General features: G+C 65.7%; 24 protein-coding genes. 1 reads left to right on the top strand and 23 read right to left on the bottom strand.

Annotated elements, in window-relative coordinates:
- Position 1: 1 nt before the first annotated feature.
- The 17 genes from trbJ to VRZ08_RS04965 form a co-directional block, all read right to left on the bottom strand.
- Positions 2–763, bottom strand: a complete 762-nt coding sequence (gene trbJ, locus VRZ08_RS05045) for a P-type conjugative transfer protein TrbJ (RefSeq protein ID WP_414531785.1) — start codon at positions 761–763, stop codon at positions 2–4.
- Positions 760–3,198, bottom strand: coding sequence for a conjugal transfer protein TrbE (gene trbE / locus VRZ08_RS05040; protein WP_414531784.1), 2,439 nt, complete (start codon positions 3,196–3,198; stop codon positions 760–762). Before trbE ends, trbJ begins: the two co-directional genes overlap by 4 nt.
- 15 nt (positions 3,199–3,213) lie before the next feature.
- Complete coding sequence (locus VRZ08_RS05035) at positions 3,214–3,495, bottom strand: VirB3 family type IV secretion system protein (protein WP_414531783.1); 282 nt, start codon at positions 3,493–3,495, stop codon at positions 3,214–3,216.
- Entirely contained in the window at positions 3,495–3,806 is a 312-nt protein-coding gene (locus tag VRZ08_RS05030; protein ID WP_414531833.1) for a TrbC/VirB2 family protein, read from the bottom strand. Before VRZ08_RS05030 ends, VRZ08_RS05035 begins: the two co-directional genes overlap by 1 nt.
- Positions 3,807–3,847: 41 nt before the next feature.
- On the bottom strand, positions 3,848–4,831 hold the full coding sequence (gene trbB / locus VRZ08_RS05025) for a P-type conjugative transfer ATPase TrbB (protein ID WP_414531782.1): 984 nt from the start codon (positions 4,829–4,831) through the stop codon (positions 3,848–3,850).
- Between the two features lie 166 nt (positions 4,832–4,997).
- Entirely contained in the window at positions 4,998–5,459 is a 462-nt protein-coding gene (locus tag VRZ08_RS05020; protein WP_414531781.1) for a CopG family transcriptional regulator, read from the bottom strand.
- A gap of 5 nt (positions 5,460–5,464) precedes the next feature.
- Positions 5,465–7,450: a conjugal transfer protein TraG gene (locus VRZ08_RS05015; protein ID WP_414531780.1), complete on the bottom strand. Its 1,986-nt coding sequence runs from the start codon at positions 7,448–7,450 to the stop codon at positions 5,465–5,467.
- A gap of 24 nt (positions 7,451–7,474) precedes the next feature.
- Positions 7,475–9,214 (bottom strand): relaxase/mobilization nuclease domain-containing protein, encoded by a 1,740-nt coding sequence (locus VRZ08_RS05010; protein ID WP_414531779.1) that lies wholly within the window; start codon positions 9,212–9,214, stop codon positions 7,475–7,477.
- 243 nt (positions 9,215–9,457) lie between these two features.
- Positions 9,458–10,186 carry a transglycosylase SLT domain-containing protein gene (locus tag VRZ08_RS05005; RefSeq protein WP_414531778.1) on the bottom strand — a complete coding sequence of 243 codons (729 nt, stop codon included), beginning with the start codon at positions 10,184–10,186 and terminating at the stop codon, positions 9,458–9,460.
- A 4-nt stretch (positions 10,187–10,190) separates the two neighbouring features.
- Positions 10,191–10,526, bottom strand: coding sequence for a DUF736 domain-containing protein (locus VRZ08_RS05000; protein WP_414531777.1), 336 nt, complete (start codon positions 10,524–10,526; stop codon positions 10,191–10,193).
- Positions 10,527–10,593: 67 nt separating this feature from the next.
- A complete protein-coding gene (locus VRZ08_RS04995) occupies positions 10,594–11,139 on the bottom strand; it encodes a S26 family signal peptidase (RefSeq protein ID WP_414531776.1) in 546 nt (181 codons plus the stop codon).
- The gene (locus VRZ08_RS04990; RefSeq protein WP_414531775.1) at positions 11,136–11,645 is read right to left on the bottom strand and encodes a DUF2840 domain-containing protein; all 510 of its coding nucleotides are present in this window, start codon (positions 11,643–11,645) and stop codon (positions 11,136–11,138) included. Before VRZ08_RS04990 ends, VRZ08_RS04995 begins: the two co-directional genes overlap by 4 nt.
- Positions 11,642–11,893 carry a hypothetical protein gene (locus VRZ08_RS04985; RefSeq protein ID WP_414531774.1) on the bottom strand — a complete coding sequence of 84 codons (252 nt, stop codon included), beginning with the start codon at positions 11,891–11,893 and terminating at the stop codon, positions 11,642–11,644. The genes VRZ08_RS04990 and VRZ08_RS04985 overlap by 4 nt, the downstream gene beginning before the upstream one ends.
- Positions 11,894–11,960: 67 nt before the next feature.
- Positions 11,961–12,614 carry a ParA family partition ATPase gene (parA, locus tag VRZ08_RS04980; RefSeq protein WP_414531773.1) on the bottom strand — a complete coding sequence of 218 codons (654 nt, stop codon included), beginning with the start codon at positions 12,612–12,614 and terminating at the stop codon, positions 11,961–11,963.
- On the bottom strand, positions 12,611–13,768 hold the full coding sequence (locus tag VRZ08_RS04975) for a replication initiator protein A (RefSeq protein WP_414531772.1): 1,158 nt from the start codon (positions 13,766–13,768) through the stop codon (positions 12,611–12,613). The genes parA and VRZ08_RS04975 overlap by 4 nt, the downstream gene beginning before the upstream one ends.
- A gap of 17 nt (positions 13,769–13,785) precedes the next feature.
- Positions 13,786–14,064 (bottom strand): helix-turn-helix transcriptional regulator, encoded by a 279-nt coding sequence (locus VRZ08_RS04970; protein ID WP_414531771.1) that lies wholly within the window; start codon positions 14,062–14,064, stop codon positions 13,786–13,788.
- 139 nt (positions 14,065–14,203) lie between these two features.
- On the bottom strand, positions 14,204–14,488 hold the full coding sequence (locus tag VRZ08_RS04965; protein WP_414531832.1) for a DUF2285 domain-containing protein: 285 nt from the start codon (positions 14,486–14,488) through the stop codon (positions 14,204–14,206).
- Between VRZ08_RS04965 and VRZ08_RS04960 the strand changes: the two genes are divergently transcribed.
- On the top strand, positions 14,465–14,680 hold the full coding sequence (locus VRZ08_RS04960; protein ID WP_414531840.1) for a hypothetical protein: 216 nt from the start codon (positions 14,465–14,467) through the stop codon (positions 14,678–14,680). The two genes, VRZ08_RS04965 and VRZ08_RS04960, sit on opposite strands and share 24 nt — an antisense overlap.
- Here the strand turns inward: VRZ08_RS04960 and VRZ08_RS04955 are convergent.
- The 6 genes from VRZ08_RS04955 to VRZ08_RS04930 form a co-directional block, all read right to left on the bottom strand.
- On the bottom strand, positions 14,664–14,978 hold the full coding sequence (locus VRZ08_RS04955) for a transcriptional regulator domain-containing protein (protein WP_414531770.1): 315 nt from the start codon (positions 14,976–14,978) through the stop codon (positions 14,664–14,666). The genes VRZ08_RS04960 and VRZ08_RS04955 overlap by 17 nt on opposite strands.
- A 113-nt stretch (positions 14,979–15,091) precedes the next feature.
- Positions 15,092–15,364 (bottom strand): DNA -binding domain-containing protein, encoded by a 273-nt coding sequence (locus VRZ08_RS04950; protein ID WP_414531769.1) that lies wholly within the window; start codon positions 15,362–15,364, stop codon positions 15,092–15,094.
- Positions 15,365–15,467: 103 nt separating this feature from the next.
- Entirely contained in the window at positions 15,468–15,719 is a 252-nt protein-coding gene (locus tag VRZ08_RS04945; RefSeq protein ID WP_414531768.1) for a helix-turn-helix domain-containing protein, read from the bottom strand.
- Positions 15,720–15,945: 226 nt separating this feature from the next.
- On the bottom strand, positions 15,946–16,272 hold the full coding sequence (locus tag VRZ08_RS04940; protein WP_414531767.1) for a DUF736 domain-containing protein: 327 nt from the start codon (positions 16,270–16,272) through the stop codon (positions 15,946–15,948).
- 563 nt (positions 16,273–16,835) lie between these two features.
- On the bottom strand, positions 16,836–17,276 hold the full coding sequence (locus VRZ08_RS04935; protein WP_414531831.1) for a hypothetical protein: 441 nt from the start codon (positions 17,274–17,276) through the stop codon (positions 16,836–16,838).
- Between the two features lie 140 nt (positions 17,277–17,416).
- Complete coding sequence (locus VRZ08_RS04930; protein ID WP_414531766.1) at positions 17,417–17,584, bottom strand: hypothetical protein; 168 nt, start codon at positions 17,582–17,584, stop codon at positions 17,417–17,419.
- Positions 17,585–17,812 lie beyond the last annotated feature (228 nt).

The raw sequence follows: 17,812 nt of genomic DNA, 5'->3' as shown, positions 1-17,812 counted from the left end.
CTCAGTTGTGGAACATCTGCGCGTTGCCAGGTTGGTAGCCCGCGCCCGGCGTCAGGAAGCGGCGACGCTGTTCGCGGCCCTGTTCGGCGGCGGCGGCCCGCTCGGCGTCGCTCAGCGCCTGGGCGCGGCCATTGGCGCTGACGACGGCGGTGAGATCGGCGAGCTGTTGGGCCTGAAGCGCTAAAAGCTGGTTGCCGGCCTGCGTCGCCTGAAGCGCGCCCGTGGCCGACTGGCTCGCGTTCACCAGCGCCGACATCTGCGTTCGGTTGGTGTCGATATTGCCGACGACGCCGGCTTGCACGCGCATCGCGTCTTGGAGGCTGCCAACGGTGTTCTGCCAGCGCGAGCGGGCGTCGGCGACAAGTTGCGCGTCCGACGCCGACATCGAGACGTTGGCGTATTTCTGCTGGAAGATCTGGTCGATCTGCTGGACGTCGTAGGCGATGTTTTGCGCCTGCTGTAGAAGCTGTTGCGTCCGCTGCACGGACTGTTGAAGCTGTTGCAGCGAGGAATACGGAAGGTTCGCCAGATTCCGGGCCTGGTTGATGAGCATCTGCGCTTGGTTCTGAAGCGCGGTGATCTGATTGGTGACTTGTTGCAGCGACCTGGCCGCGGTCAGCACGTTCTGGGCATAGTTCGACGGATCGAACACGATGCCGCCGAACTGCGCGTGGGCAGGCGCGGCGATGAACGGGCCGCCGGCGACGGTGGCGGCGAGCAATGCGGCGACAAGGCGCGCCGCGCGCGAACGACGCGGAGTCATGAGGGCGTCTCCATGTTGGTGAGGTTGGGAACGAGGTCAGCCGCCCAGCCGAGGTCGCGATGGCGCAGCCAGGCCTCGAGAAAGCCTTCGCGTCCCTGTTCGGCGACGATGTTGGTGATGGCGGTTTGATCGGTCTTGGCGGAAGCGGCGCAGAGCGCGAGCGCCACATCCGACAGCCCTAGCTCGAACAGGCGATTGCCCCTTCGGCTTTGGCAGTAGTAGTCGCGCTTCGGCATGGCCCGCGCGAGGATCTCGATCTGTCGGTCGTTGAGCCCGAAGCGGCGATAGATTGCCGTGATCTGTGGCTCGACGGCTCGTTCGTTGGGGAGAAGCAGTCGCGTCTGACAGCTTTCTATGATGGCGGGTGCGATTGCACTGCCGTCGATGTCGGAGAGCGACTGCGTGGCGAAGATGACGCTCGCGTTCTTCTTCCTGAGCGTCTTCAGCCATTCGCGAAGCTGGTCGGCGAACCCTTCGTCGTCGAGCGCCAGCCAGCCTTCGTCGATGATGATGAGCGTCGGCGAGCCATCAAGGCGATGACCGATGCGATGGAAGAGGTAAGCGAGCACGGCCGCGGCGGCGCCCGTCCCTATCAAGCCCTCGGTCTCGAACGCTTGGACGGTGGCCGAGCCGAGATGCTCGCTCTCCGCGTCGAGCAAGCGGCCATAGGGACCGCCGACGCAATAGGGCTGGAGCGCCTGCTTGAGGTCGTTCGACTGGAGCAGGACGGTCAGGCCGGTGATGGTCCGTTCCTCGATGGGAGCGGACGCCAGCGAGGTCAGGGCCGACCAGAGATGTTCCTTAACCTCGGGGGTGATGGCGACGCCTTCGCGACCGAGGATCGCGACGATCCAGTCGGCCGCCCAGGCCCGTTCGGGCACGTCGTCGACGCGGGCGAGCGGCTGAAGCGAGACGGTCTCGCTCGATCCCTCGGTCAAGCCGCCGCCGAGATCGTGCCAGTCGCCGCGCATGGCGAGCGCCGCGGCCCGGATCGAGCCGCCGAAATCGAAGGCGAAGACCTGAGAGCGCGGATAACGTCGGAACTGGAGCGCCATGAGCGCGAGCAGCACTGACTTGCCGGCGCCCGTCGGGCCGACGACAAGGGTGTGACCGACATCGCCGACATGAAGGGAAAACCGGAACGGGGTGCTTCCCTCGGTCTTGCCATAAAGCAAGGGGGGCAACCCGAAGTGTTCATCCCGTTCCGGCCCCGCCCACACGGCGCTTAGGGGGATCATGTGGGCGAGATTCAACGTGCTGATCGGCGGCTGGCGGACGTTGGCATAGACATGCCCCGGTAGGCCGCCAAGCCAAGCGTCCACGGCGTTGAGGGTCTCGGCCATCGCGGTGAAATCGCGGCCCTGGACGATCTTCTCGACCAGCCGCAGCTTTTCGTCGGCGATGCGGGGATCGGCGTCCCACACCGTGACGGTGGCCGTGACATAGGCCATCCCGGCATAGTCGGCGCCCAGCTCCTGCAGAGCCAGATCCGCGTCGGCCGCTTTGTTGGCGGCGTCGGTGTCGACTAGCACCGACGCCTCGTTGGTCATCACCTCCTTCAGGATGGCGGCGATCGACTTGCGCTTAGCGAACCACTGGCGCCGGATCTTGGTCAGCAGCTTGGTGGCGTCGGTTTTGTCGAGCAGGATCGCGCGTGTCGACCAGCGATAGGGAAAGGCCAGCCGGTTCAGCTCGTCGAGCAGGCCCGGCGTGGTGGCGGTCGGAAATCCGACAATGGTGAGGACGCGCAGATGCGCCGACCCGAGGCGCGGCTCCAAGCCGCCAGTGAGCGGCCGATCGGCGAGCAGCGCATCGAGGTGCATTGGCGTCTCGGGCACGCGGACGCGATGGCGCTTGGTCGAGATGCAGCTATGGAGATAGGTGAGCGTCTCCGCGTCATCGAGCCAAGCGGACTCCGGCATGAAGGCTTCGACAAGACGCAGCAGGCGGTCGGTGCGGTCGACGAAGGCGTGTGTGATCTCGTGCGGATCGAGACCGCTCTTTTCGCGGCCTTCGTAGAGCCAGCTTTCCGCGCGGGCCGCGTCCTCGACCGGCGGCAGATAGGTGAAGGTGAGGAAGTAGCTGGACTCGAAATGCGCCCCTGCCTCCTCGAAATCCGCCTTGCGCTCGGCATCGACGAGGGCCGAGGCGGCGTCGGGAAAGCGGCTGTCGGGATAGCGATTGGACGGGTGGCGCTGCGCTTCCACGAAGATCGCCCAGCCGGAGCCAAGACGGCGGAAGGCGTTGTTCAACCGACCGGCGACCGCAATCAGCTCCGCCGGCACCGCCGAATCCAGGTCGGGACCGCGAAAGCGCGCGGTGCGTTGGAAGCTGCCGTCCTTGTTGAGGACGACGCCCTCGCTGAGCAGGGCTGCCCAGGGCAGGAAGTCAGCAAGCCGTGTGTTGCGGTTGCGGTATTCGGCCAGGTTCATCATCGCGCTCGCTCCCGCTCAGACCGTGAGATGCGCGGGGATGCGTAGATGCCGGCGCACCACGTCGGCGAACATCGGGTCGCGCTTGGCGGCCCAGACCGCCGTGAAATGACCGATCGCCCAGAGCGCGAGACCGACTAGCCATAGGCGCAGGCCCAGGCCGAGCGCGGCGGCGAGCGTCCCGTTGAGGATGGCGATCGAGCGCGGGGCGCCGCCGAGCAGAATCGGTTCGGTGAGTGCCCGATGGACCGGGACCATGTAGCCCGGCACGCCGACGGCGGTTTCAGTCATGTCCGTCATCAGACGAGCGCCCCGCCGCCGAACGAGAAGAAGGTCAGGAAGAAACTGGAGGCCGCGAACGCGATCGACAGGCCGAAGACGATCTGGATGAGCCGACGAAATCCGCCGCTCGTGTCGCCGAATGCCAGCGTGAGGCCGGTGACGATGATGATGATGACGGCGATGATCTTGGCGACGGGGCCTTCGATCGACTCGAGGATGGATTGCAGCGGTGCTTCCCACGGCATCGACGAACCGGCCGCGTAGGCGGGAGACGCGAGGAGTGGTGAGAGGATGATCAGGCCGGCGACCGTGATCCCGGCCGGCACCATCTTGTCGAGCATGGAGCCGGTCAGCAGTCTGCGCTTCAGAGTCATGGTTCATCTCCGGGTTCTGCGGGGGAAAGGCGGGTAAGCCGGTAGTCGCCGTCGGCTCCGAGCCCTTCGACGCCGGCGAGTTCGGCCAGGCGCCGCGATGAACCGCGGCCGGAGAGTACGGCTACGAGATCGATCGTCTCGGCGATCAGCGCGCGCGGGACGGTGACGACGGCTTCCTGGATGAGCTGTTCGAGCCGGCGCAGCGCGCCGATGGCGCTTCCGGCATGGATGGTGCCGATCCCGCCGGGGTGTCCCGTCCCCCACGCCTTCAGGAGGTCGAGCGCCTCAGCACCGCGGACCTCGCCAATGGGGATACGATCGGGGCGTAGCCGGAGCGAAGAGCGAACAAGATCGGAAAGCGACGCCACGCCGTCCTTGGTCCGCATGGCGACGAGATTTTCCGCGTTACATTGAAGTTCGCGGGTGTCCTCGATGATGACGACGCGATCCGTAGTCTTCGCGATTTCCGCCAACAGCGCGTTGGTCAGCGTGGTCTTGCCGGTGCTGGTGCCGCCCGCCACGAGGATGTTGGCGCGCGAGGCGACGCCCTTCTGGAGCGCCTCGGCCTGCTGCGCCGTCATGATCCCGGCGGCGACGTAATCGGCCAGGGTGAACACCGCGACGGCGGGCTTGCGGATCGCGAAGGCCGGCGCGGAGACGACCGGCGGGAGCAGGCCCTCGAAACGCTCCCCTGTTTCCGGCAGCTCGGCCGACACGCGCGGAGAGCCGGCGTGAACCTCGACGCCGACATGGTGTGCGACCAGGCGGACGATCCGTTCGCCGTCGGCGGGCGGGAGCAGCTCGCCCGTGTCGCACAGACCTTCGGATAGCCGGTCGATCCATAATCGGCCGTCCGGGTTCAGCATCACTTCCACGACGGCCGGGTCTTCGAGGAAACGAGTGATGGCGGGGCCGAGCGCGGTGCGCAGCATCCGCGCGCCTCGCGCCAAACCTTCAGAATTGTGGTGAGAAGCCACCATCTGTTCCCCGTTTTCGCGGGGCTTGAACAGACAGTCCCCGGATGGGGATGATTAAAAGAGCCCGATTTTTGGTCGCTTCAACAAGTATATCGCGTCGTAGTAGCGTAGCGTGCAAATACAGGAGAACGGCGGAGCTGTTGTTCTATCAGGTTTGAGCGAGTGGTGACTAACCCTCTCCCGCGTCTGACTGAGAGGCGGACGGCGCACTCGAATCGCCGATGTCTTCGGAGATTTCCTGCCGGAGCTTCGGTCCCTTGGCGAGACGCCGTCCCAGCGTGGTGACGAAGGCGTCGTAGCGTTCTCCCGCCTTGGCGCGAGCAGCCTGGGCGGCCGGCTCGGGGAGTGCCGGCGTCGTGACCAGCCAAAAGCGGATGAACACCGCCAGAGTCTCGACTGCGATCCCGACATCGCGCTCCAGCCGCGTCATGCGACGATCGAGCTGGTCGAGACGTTTGGCGAGCACGGCCTCGCGCCGCTCGGCCGTATCCGGCGAGAGGAACGAGGAGAGGGCCGCTTCCGTGATCAGCGAGAGAGACTGATCGCGGCGGGCAGCGTAGTCGGTGAGCGACGCCATCACCTCGGGGTCGAGGTAGGCGGAGAGCTGCACCTTCTTCTTGCGAGCGGACATGGGGGCTACAGCTCCATGCCGTCGCCGGGGTCGAGCGACACCTGCCGCGCCACGCCCTGCATCATACGGCTTATGCGACTGTTGCGGGCGGCGTCTTCCTCCGCGTCGTCCGCCGGCTCGATCTCAAACTCGTTCGGGATCGGCGTTTTCTTCTCGACCGGCTTCACGCGACTGAGTTCAGGCTGCCGGCGGCGCTCGGACTCGGTGGCGTCTTCTTCGGCTGCATCGGCCGATGGGTCGCCGGCGCTCACCTCCGGGCGCGGCGGCAACGGAAGGGTCGTCCAGTCGTCGGGCCGCTTGCGCCTCGGTGCGGACAACGCCGGCGGCGCGAGGATGCGCTCCTTGAAGCAGGCATCCTCGTAGTAGCGCGCCTTCTTCGCCCGGATCGGGGGTGTGGCGGCGACCATGACGATTTCATCGGTCGGCGGTAGCTGCATCACCTCCCCCGGCGTCAGCAAGGGGCGAGCCGTCTCGGAACGCGAGACCATCAGGTGTCCGAGCCAGGGGCTCAATCTGTGGCCGGCGTAGTTCCGCATCGCGCGCATCTCGGTCGCTGTGCCGAGGGCATCGCTGACCCTTTTCGCTGTCCTTTCGTCGTTTGTGGCGAAGCTGACGCGAACATGGCAATTGTCCAAGATCGAGTTGTTCGGCCCATACGCTTTTTCGATCTGGTTGAGGCTCTGGGCGATCAGAAAGGATTTCAGGCCATATCCCGCCATGAAGGCCAAGGCGGACTCGAAAAAGTCGAGCCTACCGAGGGCGGGGAATTCATCGAGCATGAGCAGCAGCCGGTGCCGGTGGCTTTTCGCCTGCAGATCCTCGGTGAGCCGCCGCCCCACCTGATTGAGGATCAGGCGAATGAGCGGCTTCGTCCGATTGATGTCCGAGGGTGGCACGACGAGATAGAGCGTCGTCGGGCTCTTGCCGCCTACGATGTCGGTGATCCGCCAATCGCACCGGCGCGTCACCTCGGCGACGACGGGATCGCGATACAAGCCAAGGAAGGACATGGCGGTGCTGAGCACGCCGCTTCGCTCGTTGTCCGATTTGTTGAGCAACTCGCGGGCGGCGCTGGCTACGACCGGGTGCGGGCCGGCGTCGCCGAGATGTGCCGTCTTCATCATGGCGGCGAGCGTCGTCTCGATCGGCCGTTTGGGATCGGAAAGGAAGGCGGCGACGCCGGCGAGGGTCTTATCCTCCTCGGCGTAGAGGACATGAAGGATCGCGCCAACGAGCAGCGCGTGGCTGGTTTTTTCCCAATGATTCCGCTTCTCCAGGCTGCCTTCAGGGTCGACTAGGATGTCCGCCACGTTCTGGACATCCCTGACCTCCCATTCGCCGCGGCGCACCTCGAGAAGCGGATTGTAGGCAGCCGACTTCGGGTTGGTCGGATCGAACAGCAGCACGGACCCATGTTTCGAGCGGAAGCCCGCTGTCAGGGTCCAATTCTCCCCTTTGATGTCGTGGACGATCGCCGAGCCCGGCCAAGTCAGGAGGGAGGGCACGACCAGGCCCACGCCTTTGCCGCTCCGGGTCGGCGCAAAGCACAGGACATGCTCGGGTCCGTCGTGGCGCAGATAGTCACGCTGAAATCGGCCGAGCACCACCCCGTCGGCACGAAGCAGACCCGCCGCCCGCACCTCTCCCTTCTCAGCCCACCGCGCCGAGCCATAGGTCACGACCTTCTTCGCCTCGCGCGCGCGCCAGACTGACATGGCGATGGCGACGGCGATGGAGATGAAACCGCCTGAGGCGGCGACGAAGGCGCCGCGCACGAAGACATGGGGTGCGTAGGCGTCGTAGAAATACCACCACCAGTAAAAGGCAGGCGGGTGATAGATCGGCCAGCCCGCGACCCGGAACCAGGGGGCGCCCAACTGCGCCTGAAAGCCAAGCTGCCACGCGACATATTCGGTCGCGCCCCAGGTGGTCAGGAGGACGATGAGGGAGACGACGAAGATCTGGCCCCAGAGGATTTTTGTCGCGGACATGGCGGCGTCCTTTCTTGGATGGAGTTAGAGACCAAGCCCCCGCTTGCGGCCGAAGCTCCAGTCGATGCCGCCGTCATTGCGGGCGATGCCGGAGACGTGGCGGCCGAGCTGCTTTTCGAGGGAGGGCGTCCAGGGCACGAGCTGGAAGCCGAGGCCGTCGTCGATCATGGCGAAGCGGCCGGTGGCCAGCTCGAAGCGTTGGCGGTAAGTGCCGGCGACATATTCGCCGCTGCCGGCGTGGTTGTAGGGGCGTCCGCTTTCGGCAGCGAGCTTCTCGCCCAGCGCGTCGAGTTCGCGGCGGCGCAGCGAGTCGATGAGATTGCGGTTGAAGACGATCCGCCGTCCTTGGCGCTCGGCGAAACCCTCTTCGATCAGATGCTCGGCGCGGCGCTCCATCATATTGCGCACCTCGGCGCCAAAGCCGCCGTCGGAGAGCGCTGTTGGATCGCGGGCGATGGCCTGCCGGTCGAGCCAGGTCGCGCCCGAAGCCGTTACCTGTCGCTCGATGTCGAGATCGGAGCGAACGGCGAGCGCGACGCGGCGCTGTCCCCGTGCGTCGTCGAATTTGCGTAGCTCGACGATCGAGCCTGGCGCGCTGTCCCCGGCCGCATCGAGGTCGGACAGCTTGAAGTGGTGGGTGCGGCCATCCACGCCATCGACCACGGCATAGGCCGTGCCCTTCAGCTCATCGACGAGACCGCGATCGACGAGCCGCCCGATGATAGGGGTGTCCAAGCTCTCGGCCGCCAGCACATAGCTCGCCGATCCGCGTTCGATGCCGCGTTCCGTCAGGGCGCGGTGCATCCGCTTGATGATGTCGCCGCGCTCGCCCAGCTCGCGCAAGGTCGCTTCGGCCTTGCCGTCTATCACCCATTGTCCGGGGCCGATCTGATCGGCGAGGCCCAGGGTCTCCAGCTTGCGGAGACGTCCGACCTTTATCGCATGGAACTCGTCGGGCTGCCGATCTGCATGGGGCGCGAGGTCGATGACGCCGCCGTCGCGCCCGTCGTGGACAAGCTGCCGGTCGAGCTGGGTCCAACGCTCGGCTTCGACCTGGCGCTCAATATGGCGGCGGATGTCGAGATCGGTGCGGGGTCCCAGCTCCTCGGTGACGAGGTTCCGGGCGGTGTCCCGCATCCCTTCCTTGATGTAGTCGCGCGAAATGACGAGATCCTGCCCGTCGTCCTGGCGGCCGCGCAGGATGATGTGGACGTGGGGATTGTCGGTGTTCCAGTGATCGACGCCGACCCAATCGAGTTTCGTGCCGAGGTCCTTCTCCATCTGCCCCATCAGGTCGCGGGCGAAGGATTTGAGGTCCGCCATGTCCACGGCGTCTTCCGGCGAGACGATGAAGCGGAAGTGGTGGCGGTCGTCCTCGCACCGCTCGGCAAAGGCCCGGCCGTCCGCGTCTTCGGTTTCCGGGCCGAACAGGCAAGCCTTCTCCCCATCGCGGGTCACGCCTTCGCGCCGCAGGTAGGTGAGATGGGCGGAGAGCGGAGCTGCCCGCGCGGTGTGACGGACCACTCGGGTCTTGATGACGACGAAGCGCGAGCGGTTGGTCAGCAGACGGTTGGCCCGGATGCTGGCCGTCCGGCCGCGCCCGAAGTGCGAGCGGTTGCCGGCGCTGATCCGGCCCGAGCGCGAGACCCGGCCGCCGGCCTTCTGGGCGGCGGCGAGCGCCTGCGCGATGAAAGGCCGCGCCCGCTGCGTGCCGATCGAGCGGATGCGGCCCGGCCGGATACGAAATTCGCGCTCATCGGCCATCGCCGACTCCGGCAATGTGCGAAAGTGAGAAGAAAATCAGGCTGTTGCGTGTCGAGCGCACATTGCGGTCAAGGCCGGCACATTGCGCGATAGACTGAAAAACCCAACGAAAACAAACAACCGACCGAGGCGCACCTTGCGCCTTTTTATCTCGCCATCGGTCGGTTGTGTGTCTGCACTCCCGCCTGCCCACTCGCTTTGATGCGCGGGAGCCCGAAAGGATGCGACAGAGCCCTCTCGCTGTCATTGCGGCCCTCCCGAGCTAGATCGGGCGACGAACAACCCGGCCGATTCCGGTTCGAGGGCGGACACGTCGCGCACGGGAGTTGCGGCTGGAGCCTTGGCCAATTGCGGCTGATCCGGCACGGGATCAGCGGCGGTCGTGCGGTTCGGCTGCACGACGAATAGCGGCGCGCGAGTCCAGGCGAGCGGATCGGCGGTCGCCACGACAATCGGCTCGGGCGAAGCGCCGCCGTCGATCAGAGGAGCAAGGACGGCGACATAGGCGCGCGTTGCCGAAGGCAGGGGACGGCCCTCAAGATAGTCCTCGTAGCGACCAGGGCCGGCGTTATAGGCCGCAAGGAAACCGGGGGAGCCGTAGCGGTCATGCAGCTCCCGCAGATAGGCCGCGCCCGCCAGAATGTTGTCGCGCGGATCGTAGGGATCGCGCCCGAGGTCAAGCCGGACGCGCAGATAGGCCCATGTCTCGGGCATAATCTGCATAAGGCCCATCGCGCCTTTGGGCGAAATGGCATGCGGATCGTTCGCGCTTTCCACGCGCATGACGGCCCTGATCCAAGCCGCTGGGATGCCGAAGCGCTGCGAAGCCTCGGCGACAGGCGCGGCATAGGGATCGGCCGGCATCGGACGCGAGACCGGCACGGTCTGCGCGACGGCAGGCCGCGCCAGCATCGCTGCGAGCGGCAGGCCGGAAAGGAGAAGGAAGACGAAACGGCGACATGCCGATCGCATGGCGTCAGTCCTTTCCGCTGCGCTTGGTGGGACGGTTCCAGTGCAGCGACCAGGACGCTCCATCGTCGTCGTCGCGGAACATATTGGCGCGGATCGGCTGCGAGAGCGCTGGATCGTCGATGACAAGCGAAATGTAGTCGCCCGCTCGTTCGCCGGTGCGCTTCCAGCCGGCGCCGATCTCGGGGCCTTCGGCGTTGCTCTGGTGGACGCGGTAGTCGGGCGCGTTTTCAGCGTCGGACGGCTCGGCCGGAACGAGGGCGACGTCGCGGTAAACCGTGAGCGTATGGATGCGTCCGATGAAGCCTGTGGCCTCGCGCGTGAATTGACCGATTTGCGGCATGGAAGTCTCCTGTTGCTGGGGGTGGAAGGAAGGGTGTCGCGCTGCGCATCTGCTGTTTTCCGAACAGTCAGCGTGTCGGTGCGCGCCACACGAAGCGGCCCTCGCCGTCCTCGTCGGTGTAGAGCGGCGTCGCGCGGCCAATGACGTTGCGCGCCGCGATCGGGCCGAAGTAACGGCCGTCAAGGCTGTCAGGGACGTCTGGGTTCATGAGGAACAGGTCGCCGTCGGCGAGGCGCTGACAGCCCTGCCAGACCGGCAGTTCGCGGCCCTTGCGGTCGCGGCCGAGCGCGTCGCCCAAGAGCACGCCATCGACCGTGATGCTGCGGCCGGTGCGGCAGACTTCCTGCCCCGGCAACGCCATGACGCGCTTCAGAAGCGGTACGCCTCGGCCGATATAACCGCGGCCGACGATGAAGTCGGCCAGGCGCTTCGGCGGCGTCACCGCCACAAGGTCGGTGACGGCGAGATGGCGGACGTGTTCGATCTCGTAGAGGCCGATGGGCGCGCTGGCCGAGAGGTTCCAGATCAGACGGATCGGGAAGGAAAAGAAGGACGCGACGACGATGGCTGCCGTCATGAGATACGTCAGCATGACGTAGCCGAAGCGGGTCATCCTTCGATCTCCCGCCGCTTGAGCCACGCCTGATGGCGCTCCGCCGTGTAGGGGCGCGGCTCGTAGCCGACGCTCATCCGGTTGTGGACGTGCCGCCAGTGATCGGGTGCGACGTCGCAGGCGTCGACGCCGGCAGCTTCCACGGCGTCGATGTGCCGGAGCACGCGCTCGACCTTCGGCCAGCCTTCGATCTTCAGCAGGATGTCGCCGCCGGGGCGCACGAAAGGCAGCGTCTGATAGGCTTCGCCCGGCTCTACGACGCGCACGATGTCGATGCGCGAGATGATGGTGCCGAAGTCGTTGGCCGCCCAACGGACGAAGGCGAAGATGCTGCCAGGACGAAAGGACAGCACGCGCCGCCGGCGATCGAGAATCTCGTCATGCGCCTCGCGGCCGAACCTGATCCAGTTCTCGATGCGCTTCTCGATCCAGGTCAGTTCGACATCGGCATAGTGCGCGACGGGCACGGAGCCGTCGCGCGCACGGAAGGTCGCTGCACCGCTCATGAAGACTCTCCATCGGTTGAAGGAAATTCGCGCGCGAGCAGCTCGCGCAGCATGTCGGCGACCGTGATCCCGCGCCGGAAGGCGGCGACTTTGATCCGGCCACGCAGCTCGGACGTCACGTCGATGGTCAGCCGAGCGGTGAAGCTCGACGCCGCATCGGCGCGCGGCGGCGTATCGGCAGCCTTGATCCAGTGCTCGGGATCAGTAGGCCGCGCCGCGAAGCCGCGTCGTGTCGGGCGCTCGCTCATGGCGCCGCCCTCTCGTCGAACGGGCCGAACGCCGGCATCAATTCGCGGCAATCGCCAGTCAGGATCGTCATAGGGCGATCCTCCCGACGCCGAGGCGCTCGATCGCGCTCGCCAGCGCGGCGATCTCGCGCGTGGCGAGATCCGCGTCATCAAGTTCGGAGACCAGGCGGCCCGATTGGGCTGTGGCGGCGAAGGCGACGCGCTGGCCGATGGCGCTGGTGAGCACCGGCGGGTCGTGGTCGGCCAGCGTCTCGGCTGTCTCCCGCGCGATGACGGTGCGCGCGCCGCAGCGGTTCAGCACGAAGCGAGCGATCAGCGCCGGCCGGTAGATGCGCGCCTCGGCAACGAGCGCCAGCATCTCGGCTGACGCCCACCCGTCGAACGGGGACGGCTGCACGGGGATCAACACCAGGTCGGCCGCGAGCAGCGCCGAGCGCATGAGCCCGGCGACACGCGGCGGCCCGTCGATGACGACATGATCGGCGTCGCGCGCCAGCTCGGGCGCTTCCCGGTGCAGCGTGTCGCGGGCCAGGCCGACGACACCGAAACGCCGAGGGACGCCCTCCCGCGCGCGCTGCTGCGACCAGTCGAGCGCCGAGCCTTGCGGATCGGCATCGACCAGCGTGACGCGCTTCCCCTTTGCGGCCCATTCTCCGGCGAGATTGAGCGCGAGCGTCGTCTTGCCGACACCGCCCTTCTGATTGAGGAAGGCCACGATCATCGCACACCTCTCGAAGTGTCGAGAGGAGGCTGCGGGGTGACGGTCGCATCCCGATCCGTAAAATCGCCTTTACGGAACGATGTGCTTTCGCTGCCGTCTTTCGGGGTTATTCGGGATGTGCTTGAAGTCCCCGAAGCGATGTTATCCACATCGCGCGCGCGCTCTTCAAAGTTAGATTCTTCGTTAGACTCTAAGTTAAGGGCGCGATTTTCGCTTTTGCTGCCGGGAGTTAGGAGCTGTTTGGGTTCCCGATAGCACGACAGTCGGGTTCCTGATGGCACGATATTGCCGGTTCCCGATAGCACGGGGCCGTCCCCAACTTTTCCACAGGGGGCCGCCGGCTCGAAGGCGAGCAGCGTCCGGCCGCCGATCTCGACCTCGATGAACAGCGTGTAGCCGGGCAGCGGCTGGCGACGGATGATGTCGCGCAGCTCGAAGGCGAAGCGTTTGAAGGGCGAGAGGCCGCCAGATTTCTGATGGAGGTGGCGGAAATCGAAACGCCAGCCGTCGCGTTGACGGCCGCCATGCTTGCGAACGAGCCGGTAGAGCCAGCGGTCGAGCCCGCCCGTCAGGTCGAAATAGGCGCGGTCGATGGTGAGGACGAGCGCGTCGTCGAGCACGGCCTGGTAGAACCAGTCGGGCACGATCAGCTCGATGCCGGCGGGCTTTCCGGCGCGGTCGGTGCGCTCTTGCCATTCGTTGATCCAGGAGAAGCGATGGCGGCGACCCTCGGTCGGCTGGCGGATCGAGGTGGACACCGTGGTCGACTGCAGCCGGTCCAGCGCCGCCTTGAGGCGCTGGTAGTCGCGAAGCGACGTGCCGCGGCCGATATAGTTCAGGATTTCATAGGGCGTGGCAGCCATCAGCCGTGAAGTGCGCAAGCCTGCGTCGCGCGCCTCGACGATCTGGCTCGCCGCCCAGATCAGAATGTCCGCGTCCCAAATCGTGGCCATGCCGTGGTCGGGCACGGCCTCGACCCGGATCGCGACGTTGCCGGCGGCGAAGTCGATCGGCGCGATGCGATGCGTTTTGGAGAGGGAGAAGAAGGGATAGGCCATGAGATCCTGTGCGTCTCGTGGCGCGAAGTCGCCGGGGAGCGCCCGAAACAGGTCGAGCTGTCCGCGCTCCGATAGGGGACGAGGCCGCGCCGCCATTCGGGAGTTGTCCGCGATCAGCGTGCGGCGCGGCGGGGCAGAGTGTCGGCCGTCGATTGCCGCTTCGCTGGCAGCACCTGTCCGCGCGGATCGGAGGTCGAGGTAACGGCGCCTCGGGCTGCCCAGGTTTCGAGATCGTCGACGGAATAGACGACGCGGCCGCCGAGCTTCCGATAGGCTGGCCCGGTCCCATAGGTCCGGTGCTTTTCGAGCGTGCGCGAGGAAAGGCTGAGAAACTCGGCGGCTTCTTTGGTGCGCAGGAAGCGCGGCGGCAAAACGGCGGTATCGGGTCGCATAGATCGGGCCTCCGTAGGGGTGCGGGCGGCCGCTGAAGATCAGCGGCGGACGGCGACCACGATGGCGGAGCGAAACCGGCGAGTTGTCGTGGGGAGTTGGGGGGACCCAAAATCCCACACCGCTGGGGCGCGGCGGGAATTAGCGGCGATGGCGGTGCCGGAGAAGTTTGCGGTAGCCGCCCGCGATCATGGCGCGGGCGTCGCGCAAGAGAGACATGACGGCGTGACGGGTGGAAGATGCCTGCCACTCGTCGCGGCTGATGGAGCCGATGCGGAAGATGACCTCTGCGATCTCTAGCTGGGTGGCGCCATCACGGGCGCCGTCGAAGGCCTGCAACATGCGGCGTGCTCTCGCTCGCTGCTGGCGAGTGAGGCGCGTGTCGGGCGGAATGACGCGGCCATGCAGCGCCGAAAGAAGGCGCATGACGGCCTCCAGGCGGTCGAAGCCCGTGATGCTGAGCGGCACGACGGCTGCGAGCGTCGTACTGCTCGGATCGAGGCGCAGAAGCTGGAGGGACTGCGCATTGCCGAGGTCGTAGAGGGCGTGTGCGCCGTCCTCGTCGGCCAGCGTGACCTGGCCGGCCGGAAAAGGGCGGGCGTCAGCAGCCGTAGCTAGAAGGGCTGGTGCCGACGAGAGAACGACGACGCTCGTATCCTCCTGCGGCGACCAAAGAACGGGTGCGTCCGGTGGGGCGTGGAGCGGGTCTATCGGGAAATCGTAGCCCCCAGCGTTGCCGGATGGTTTCTATGAGCAGCGGAGGATCAGCGTCAGCACGGGACAGCGCCTGGAAGTCCTGGTCGTAGGCGTCGTTACGACGGAGCCACTCCCAGGCCAGATTGGATGCGGTCAAATCCTCGACATGATCGTAGTTTGCCGAAGAGCGCCATCGGGATGCGTCTGGCGTCACGGACATCCTCCCCTTCGTCTCGTTCTATGGACTTGTGGGAGGGTTAGATTTCCCGGACAGGTTGTTGTTGGGAAGACCAGCTATCTGCAACAGGTGATGTCCTGGCGACATCATGCCGACTAAGGACGTTGGCTCTCCCGAACCAACTCCCGATAGCCGTGCGCGGTCATCCAATGAGCGCGCGCCAGATGGGTCTGATGGATATGTCGGCACCGCTCGGGATCGCACTCGGGATCGAGGCCGAACAGAATCTGGACAGCCTCCCGCCAGTCCGCGCCATCGCGCGCCGAATCGAGCAGGCGCAAGTAAAGCACCATATGCTCCCGGTCATAGGACGTTAGCGTTTGGCTCGATGGCGGTTCGTCCAGAAATTGTGGGGGCGCTTGTCCCATCACGGCACCGTATCCCTTTTGTTAACGGCTTGATGCTCGCCATTGCGCCGCAGCATGACGGAAACGAAAATAGTCGGGCGGGGTATATTGCGCCAGATGGACTTTACCGGCTCTTTCGCTCGGTTCGCTCATGCAGAAGAAGCACACCTTCGCCTTTGTCCGTGGACAAAAGGACGATGCCGGCTGCCTCGAACGCCCTGCGCACTTGATCGCGCGTCGACTCATAGACCTCGAAGCCGTTTTCCGATTCGAGGCGCTTGAGCGCGGTCAGTGATACTCGGGCCTCGTCAGCAAGCGTTTCCTGTGTCCAACCCAGCAAGGCTCGCGCGGCCCGCGACTGTCGGGCGGTGATCATCCATGATCACCTCCCACACGGACCTGCGCGCACGCCAAAACTACGACTATAATAGTCGCTCTTGGCTTCACTCACCAGCCTTGATGGCCTGCATTACCGGACAAGCTGGTCAAGCGGCGCGGGTGATTCGGCCCAGCGCAACGGCCCATGGGCGGCGTCATGGCGTTCGTGCGGGTTGCGGGCAAGCAGAAGGCCCCGGCCATTCGGCCGGGGCCTTGCTCGTCGCTTAGTCGCCCCGCCGACCGTTGGGGCGGGACCAGATCAGCGAGTAGCCCTCGCCCTCCTCGTCGTCGAAGAGGTTGGCGTAGATGGGAGCGTTGAAGCTCGGATCGTCGAGCTTGAGGCCCAGGTAGTCGCGGCCCTCGTTGGACCGCTTGGACCAGGCGGCGCCGATCTCGGCGCGGCCGACCAGCACGCGATGGCTAGGGGCGTTTTCGCCGGTGGCGCGGGTGTCGGGGACGATGCGCACGCCCTTGGCCTGGACGCTGAGGGTGACGATTTCGCCGGTGAACTCGTTCGAGCCGGTCTTCTTGAAGGTGCCGATGGTCGCCATTGTAAGTCTCCAGTTCCGTTTTCGAGCCCGCACCATTGCGGCCTCGATGGCGATCGACAGGCAGGAGGCGACCGACGGCGCACCCCGCAGGGGCTTGACAGCTAAGGAGGACTTTCTTGTTCCGCGAGGAATGGCGGCGCAGCCGGCAGGGGAAGAAAGTTGGACGCGGCTGTTGCGCCATAGGCGGTCGAGGCGCAGCCGACCTTCGGCCAGATCAAGCCATTTGAAGAGGCCGTTTGGAGCGGTCTGGAGACGGAAGAAATGGTGACGATGGCGACTTCCGAAACCGGCAGATGGACCCGGTCGATCCCAACCGGCGCAGTCTCCCCCGTCTTTTTCAGGCCTGCCTGCGCCTTTGTTCACGCCGATGCTATTGGTGAAAACGCCCTTTTCCCCGTGCTGATCGCCCGTCCACTCGACGGGTGACGTGGTTCAAGCGGTCCAGCGGATGCAGCGCGCGACGGGCCTTTGCATGATCCGGGTTCCACCGCCTCATACCAACAGGAAGACGATGTGGCGGCGTCAATATCGCAAGCTTGGTCCTTCCGGCGGACGTGGGAAAATCAGGCTCGTGCGAGGTTCTGGCCGGAGGAGCCAGCGGCCGCCATTCCCGCAACCCGCAGGAACGCCGTGACGCCAACTGCAACAGCGCCGATGACGGAGAACACGACCTGCCAGGTCTCCGACGGCATGGTGTGCTTCACGATGCCATGCGTGGCGTGATAGCCGGCGATGACGGCGGGCGCGACAAAGACCAGCGCTATCAGAAGCCTCGCCCAAAGCGGGCGCACGACCATGAGCAGGATCTGCCCGATACCGAGGGTCAGTCCTGCGCCGACAACGCCGATCACGATCGCCCCGAGCCAGCCCGCGCCGGTGTGATAGGCCCAGGTGCCTACCGTGACGCCGGCAAAAAAGGGCAGCGCGAAAACGGCGAGCGTGAACAGCAACCAGCAGAAAAAGCCTATGACGACGATGCTGAGGAGAATGCCGAGAAAGATCATGGTGGTGCTCCGCGAGAAAATTCCGACGGTTACGCCTTCCACCACCACCACGGCGCGGCTCGAAGTATAGCAAAAGATCAACGTCGACGGGAGTGGAAACCGTCAAGGTTCCCGCGTCCCGCGCGACGGTGTTTACGCCGTCAAGGGGCGAAGGGATCGACCTCGTGGACGATCTCCGAGACGTCACCGTCGTATTCTGCGGCGGGCATGACCGAGAGGCTGCCGTCACCGGCGCGGAAGATAACGATGGCGACCATCAGCGTGGTGGCGAGGCTGAAAGCGAAAGCGTGAGCGTCGTTGAGAGACATCTTGCCGGCTCCTGTTCGAGCGGAGGACCGCCCCCCGCTGACAGGCGCCCGATGTGTCCGGCCGAGGGCCGCAATCACCGCGCAGGCGAAGCCGGAGCGGCGGCACGCTTGCGTAGTCCGACCCTTTACGGGTTGATGGCGTCAGGCCCCCGGCCGGACCAAGGATCAGCGCGAAGAAGCGGGGAGGATCCCCGGTCGATGGGAGTTGGGTTGATGCCGAGTCGTTCG

This window comes from Rhodopseudomonas sp. G2_2311 (assembly GCF_047501505.1).
Lineage (GTDB): Bacteria > Pseudomonadota > Alphaproteobacteria > Rhizobiales > Xanthobacteraceae > Rhodopseudomonas > Rhodopseudomonas palustris_H.
Note: the sequence above shows the minus strand (reverse complement) of the source record. Positions and strands in the feature narration are given on the sequence as shown.

Coding starts and splice junctions, on each gene's coding strand:
- trbJ (WP_414531785.1), bottom strand. CDS start 763: ATGACTCCGCGTCGTTCGCGCGCGGCGCGCCTTGTCGCCGCATTGCTC.
- trbE (WP_414531784.1), bottom strand. CDS start 3,198: ATGATGAACCTGGCCGAATACCGCAACCGCAACACACGGCTTGCTGAC.
- VRZ08_RS05035 (WP_414531783.1), bottom strand. CDS start 3,495: ATGACGGACATGACTGAAACCGCCGTCGGCGTGCCGGGCTACATGGTC.
- VRZ08_RS05030 (WP_414531833.1), bottom strand. CDS start 3,806: ATGGTGCCGGCCGGGATCACGGTCGCCGGCCTGATCATCCTCTCACCA.
- trbB (WP_414531782.1), bottom strand. CDS start 4,831: ATGGTGGCTTCTCACCACAATTCTGAAGGTTTGGCGCGAGGCGCGCGG.
- VRZ08_RS05020 (WP_414531781.1), bottom strand. CDS start 5,459: ATGTCCGCTCGCAAGAAGAAGGTGCAGCTCTCCGCCTACCTCGACCCC.
- VRZ08_RS05015 (WP_414531780.1), bottom strand. CDS start 7,450: ATGTCCGCGACAAAAATCCTCTGGGGCCAGATCTTCGTCGTCTCCCTC.
- VRZ08_RS05010 (WP_414531779.1), bottom strand. CDS start 9,214: ATGGCCGATGAGCGCGAATTTCGTATCCGGCCGGGCCGCATCCGCTCG.
- VRZ08_RS05005 (WP_414531778.1), bottom strand. CDS start 10,186: ATGCGATCGGCATGTCGCCGTTTCGTCTTCCTTCTCCTTTCCGGCCTG.
- VRZ08_RS05000 (WP_414531777.1), bottom strand. CDS start 10,526: ATGCCGCAAATCGGTCAATTCACGCGCGAGGCCACAGGCTTCATCGGA.
- VRZ08_RS04995 (WP_414531776.1), bottom strand. CDS start 11,139: ATGACCCGCTTCGGCTACGTCATGCTGACGTATCTCATGACGGCAGCC.
- VRZ08_RS04990 (WP_414531775.1), bottom strand. CDS start 11,645: ATGAGCGGTGCAGCGACCTTCCGTGCGCGCGACGGCTCCGTGCCCGTC.
- VRZ08_RS04985 (WP_414531774.1), bottom strand. CDS start 11,893: ATGAGCGAGCGCCCGACACGACGCGGCTTCGCGGCGCGGCCTACTGAT.
- parA (WP_414531773.1), bottom strand. CDS start 12,614: ATGATCGTGGCCTTCCTCAATCAGAAGGGCGGTGTCGGCAAGACGACG.
- VRZ08_RS04975 (WP_414531772.1), bottom strand. CDS start 13,768: ATGGCGGCGCGGCCTCGTCCCCTATCGGAGCGCGGACAGCTCGACCTG.
- VRZ08_RS04970 (WP_414531771.1), bottom strand. CDS start 14,064: ATGCGACCCGATACCGCCGTTTTGCCGCCGCGCTTCCTGCGCACCAAA.
- VRZ08_RS04960 (WP_414531840.1), top strand. CDS start 14,465: ATGCAGCGCCGAAAGAAGGCGCATGACGGCCTCCAGGCGGTCGAAGCC.
- VRZ08_RS04965 (WP_414531832.1), bottom strand. CDS start 14,488: ATGCGCCTTCTTTCGGCGCTGCATGGCCGCGTCATTCCGCCCGACACG.
- VRZ08_RS04955 (WP_414531770.1), bottom strand. CDS start 14,978: ATGTCCGTGACGCCAGACGCATCCCGATGGCGCTCTTCGGCAAACTAC.
- VRZ08_RS04950 (WP_414531769.1), bottom strand. CDS start 15,364: ATGGGACAAGCGCCCCCACAATTTCTGGACGAACCGCCATCGAGCCAA.
- VRZ08_RS04945 (WP_414531768.1), bottom strand. CDS start 15,719: ATGATCACCGCCCGACAGTCGCGGGCCGCGCGAGCCTTGCTGGGTTGG.
- VRZ08_RS04940 (WP_414531767.1), bottom strand. CDS start 16,272: ATGGCGACCATCGGCACCTTCAAGAAGACCGGCTCGAACGAGTTCACC.
- VRZ08_RS04935 (WP_414531831.1), bottom strand. CDS start 17,276: ATGATCTTTCTCGGCATTCTCCTCAGCATCGTCGTCATAGGCTTTTTC.
- VRZ08_RS04930 (WP_414531766.1), bottom strand. CDS start 17,584: ATGTCTCTCAACGACGCTCACGCTTTCGCTTTCAGCCTCGCCACCACG.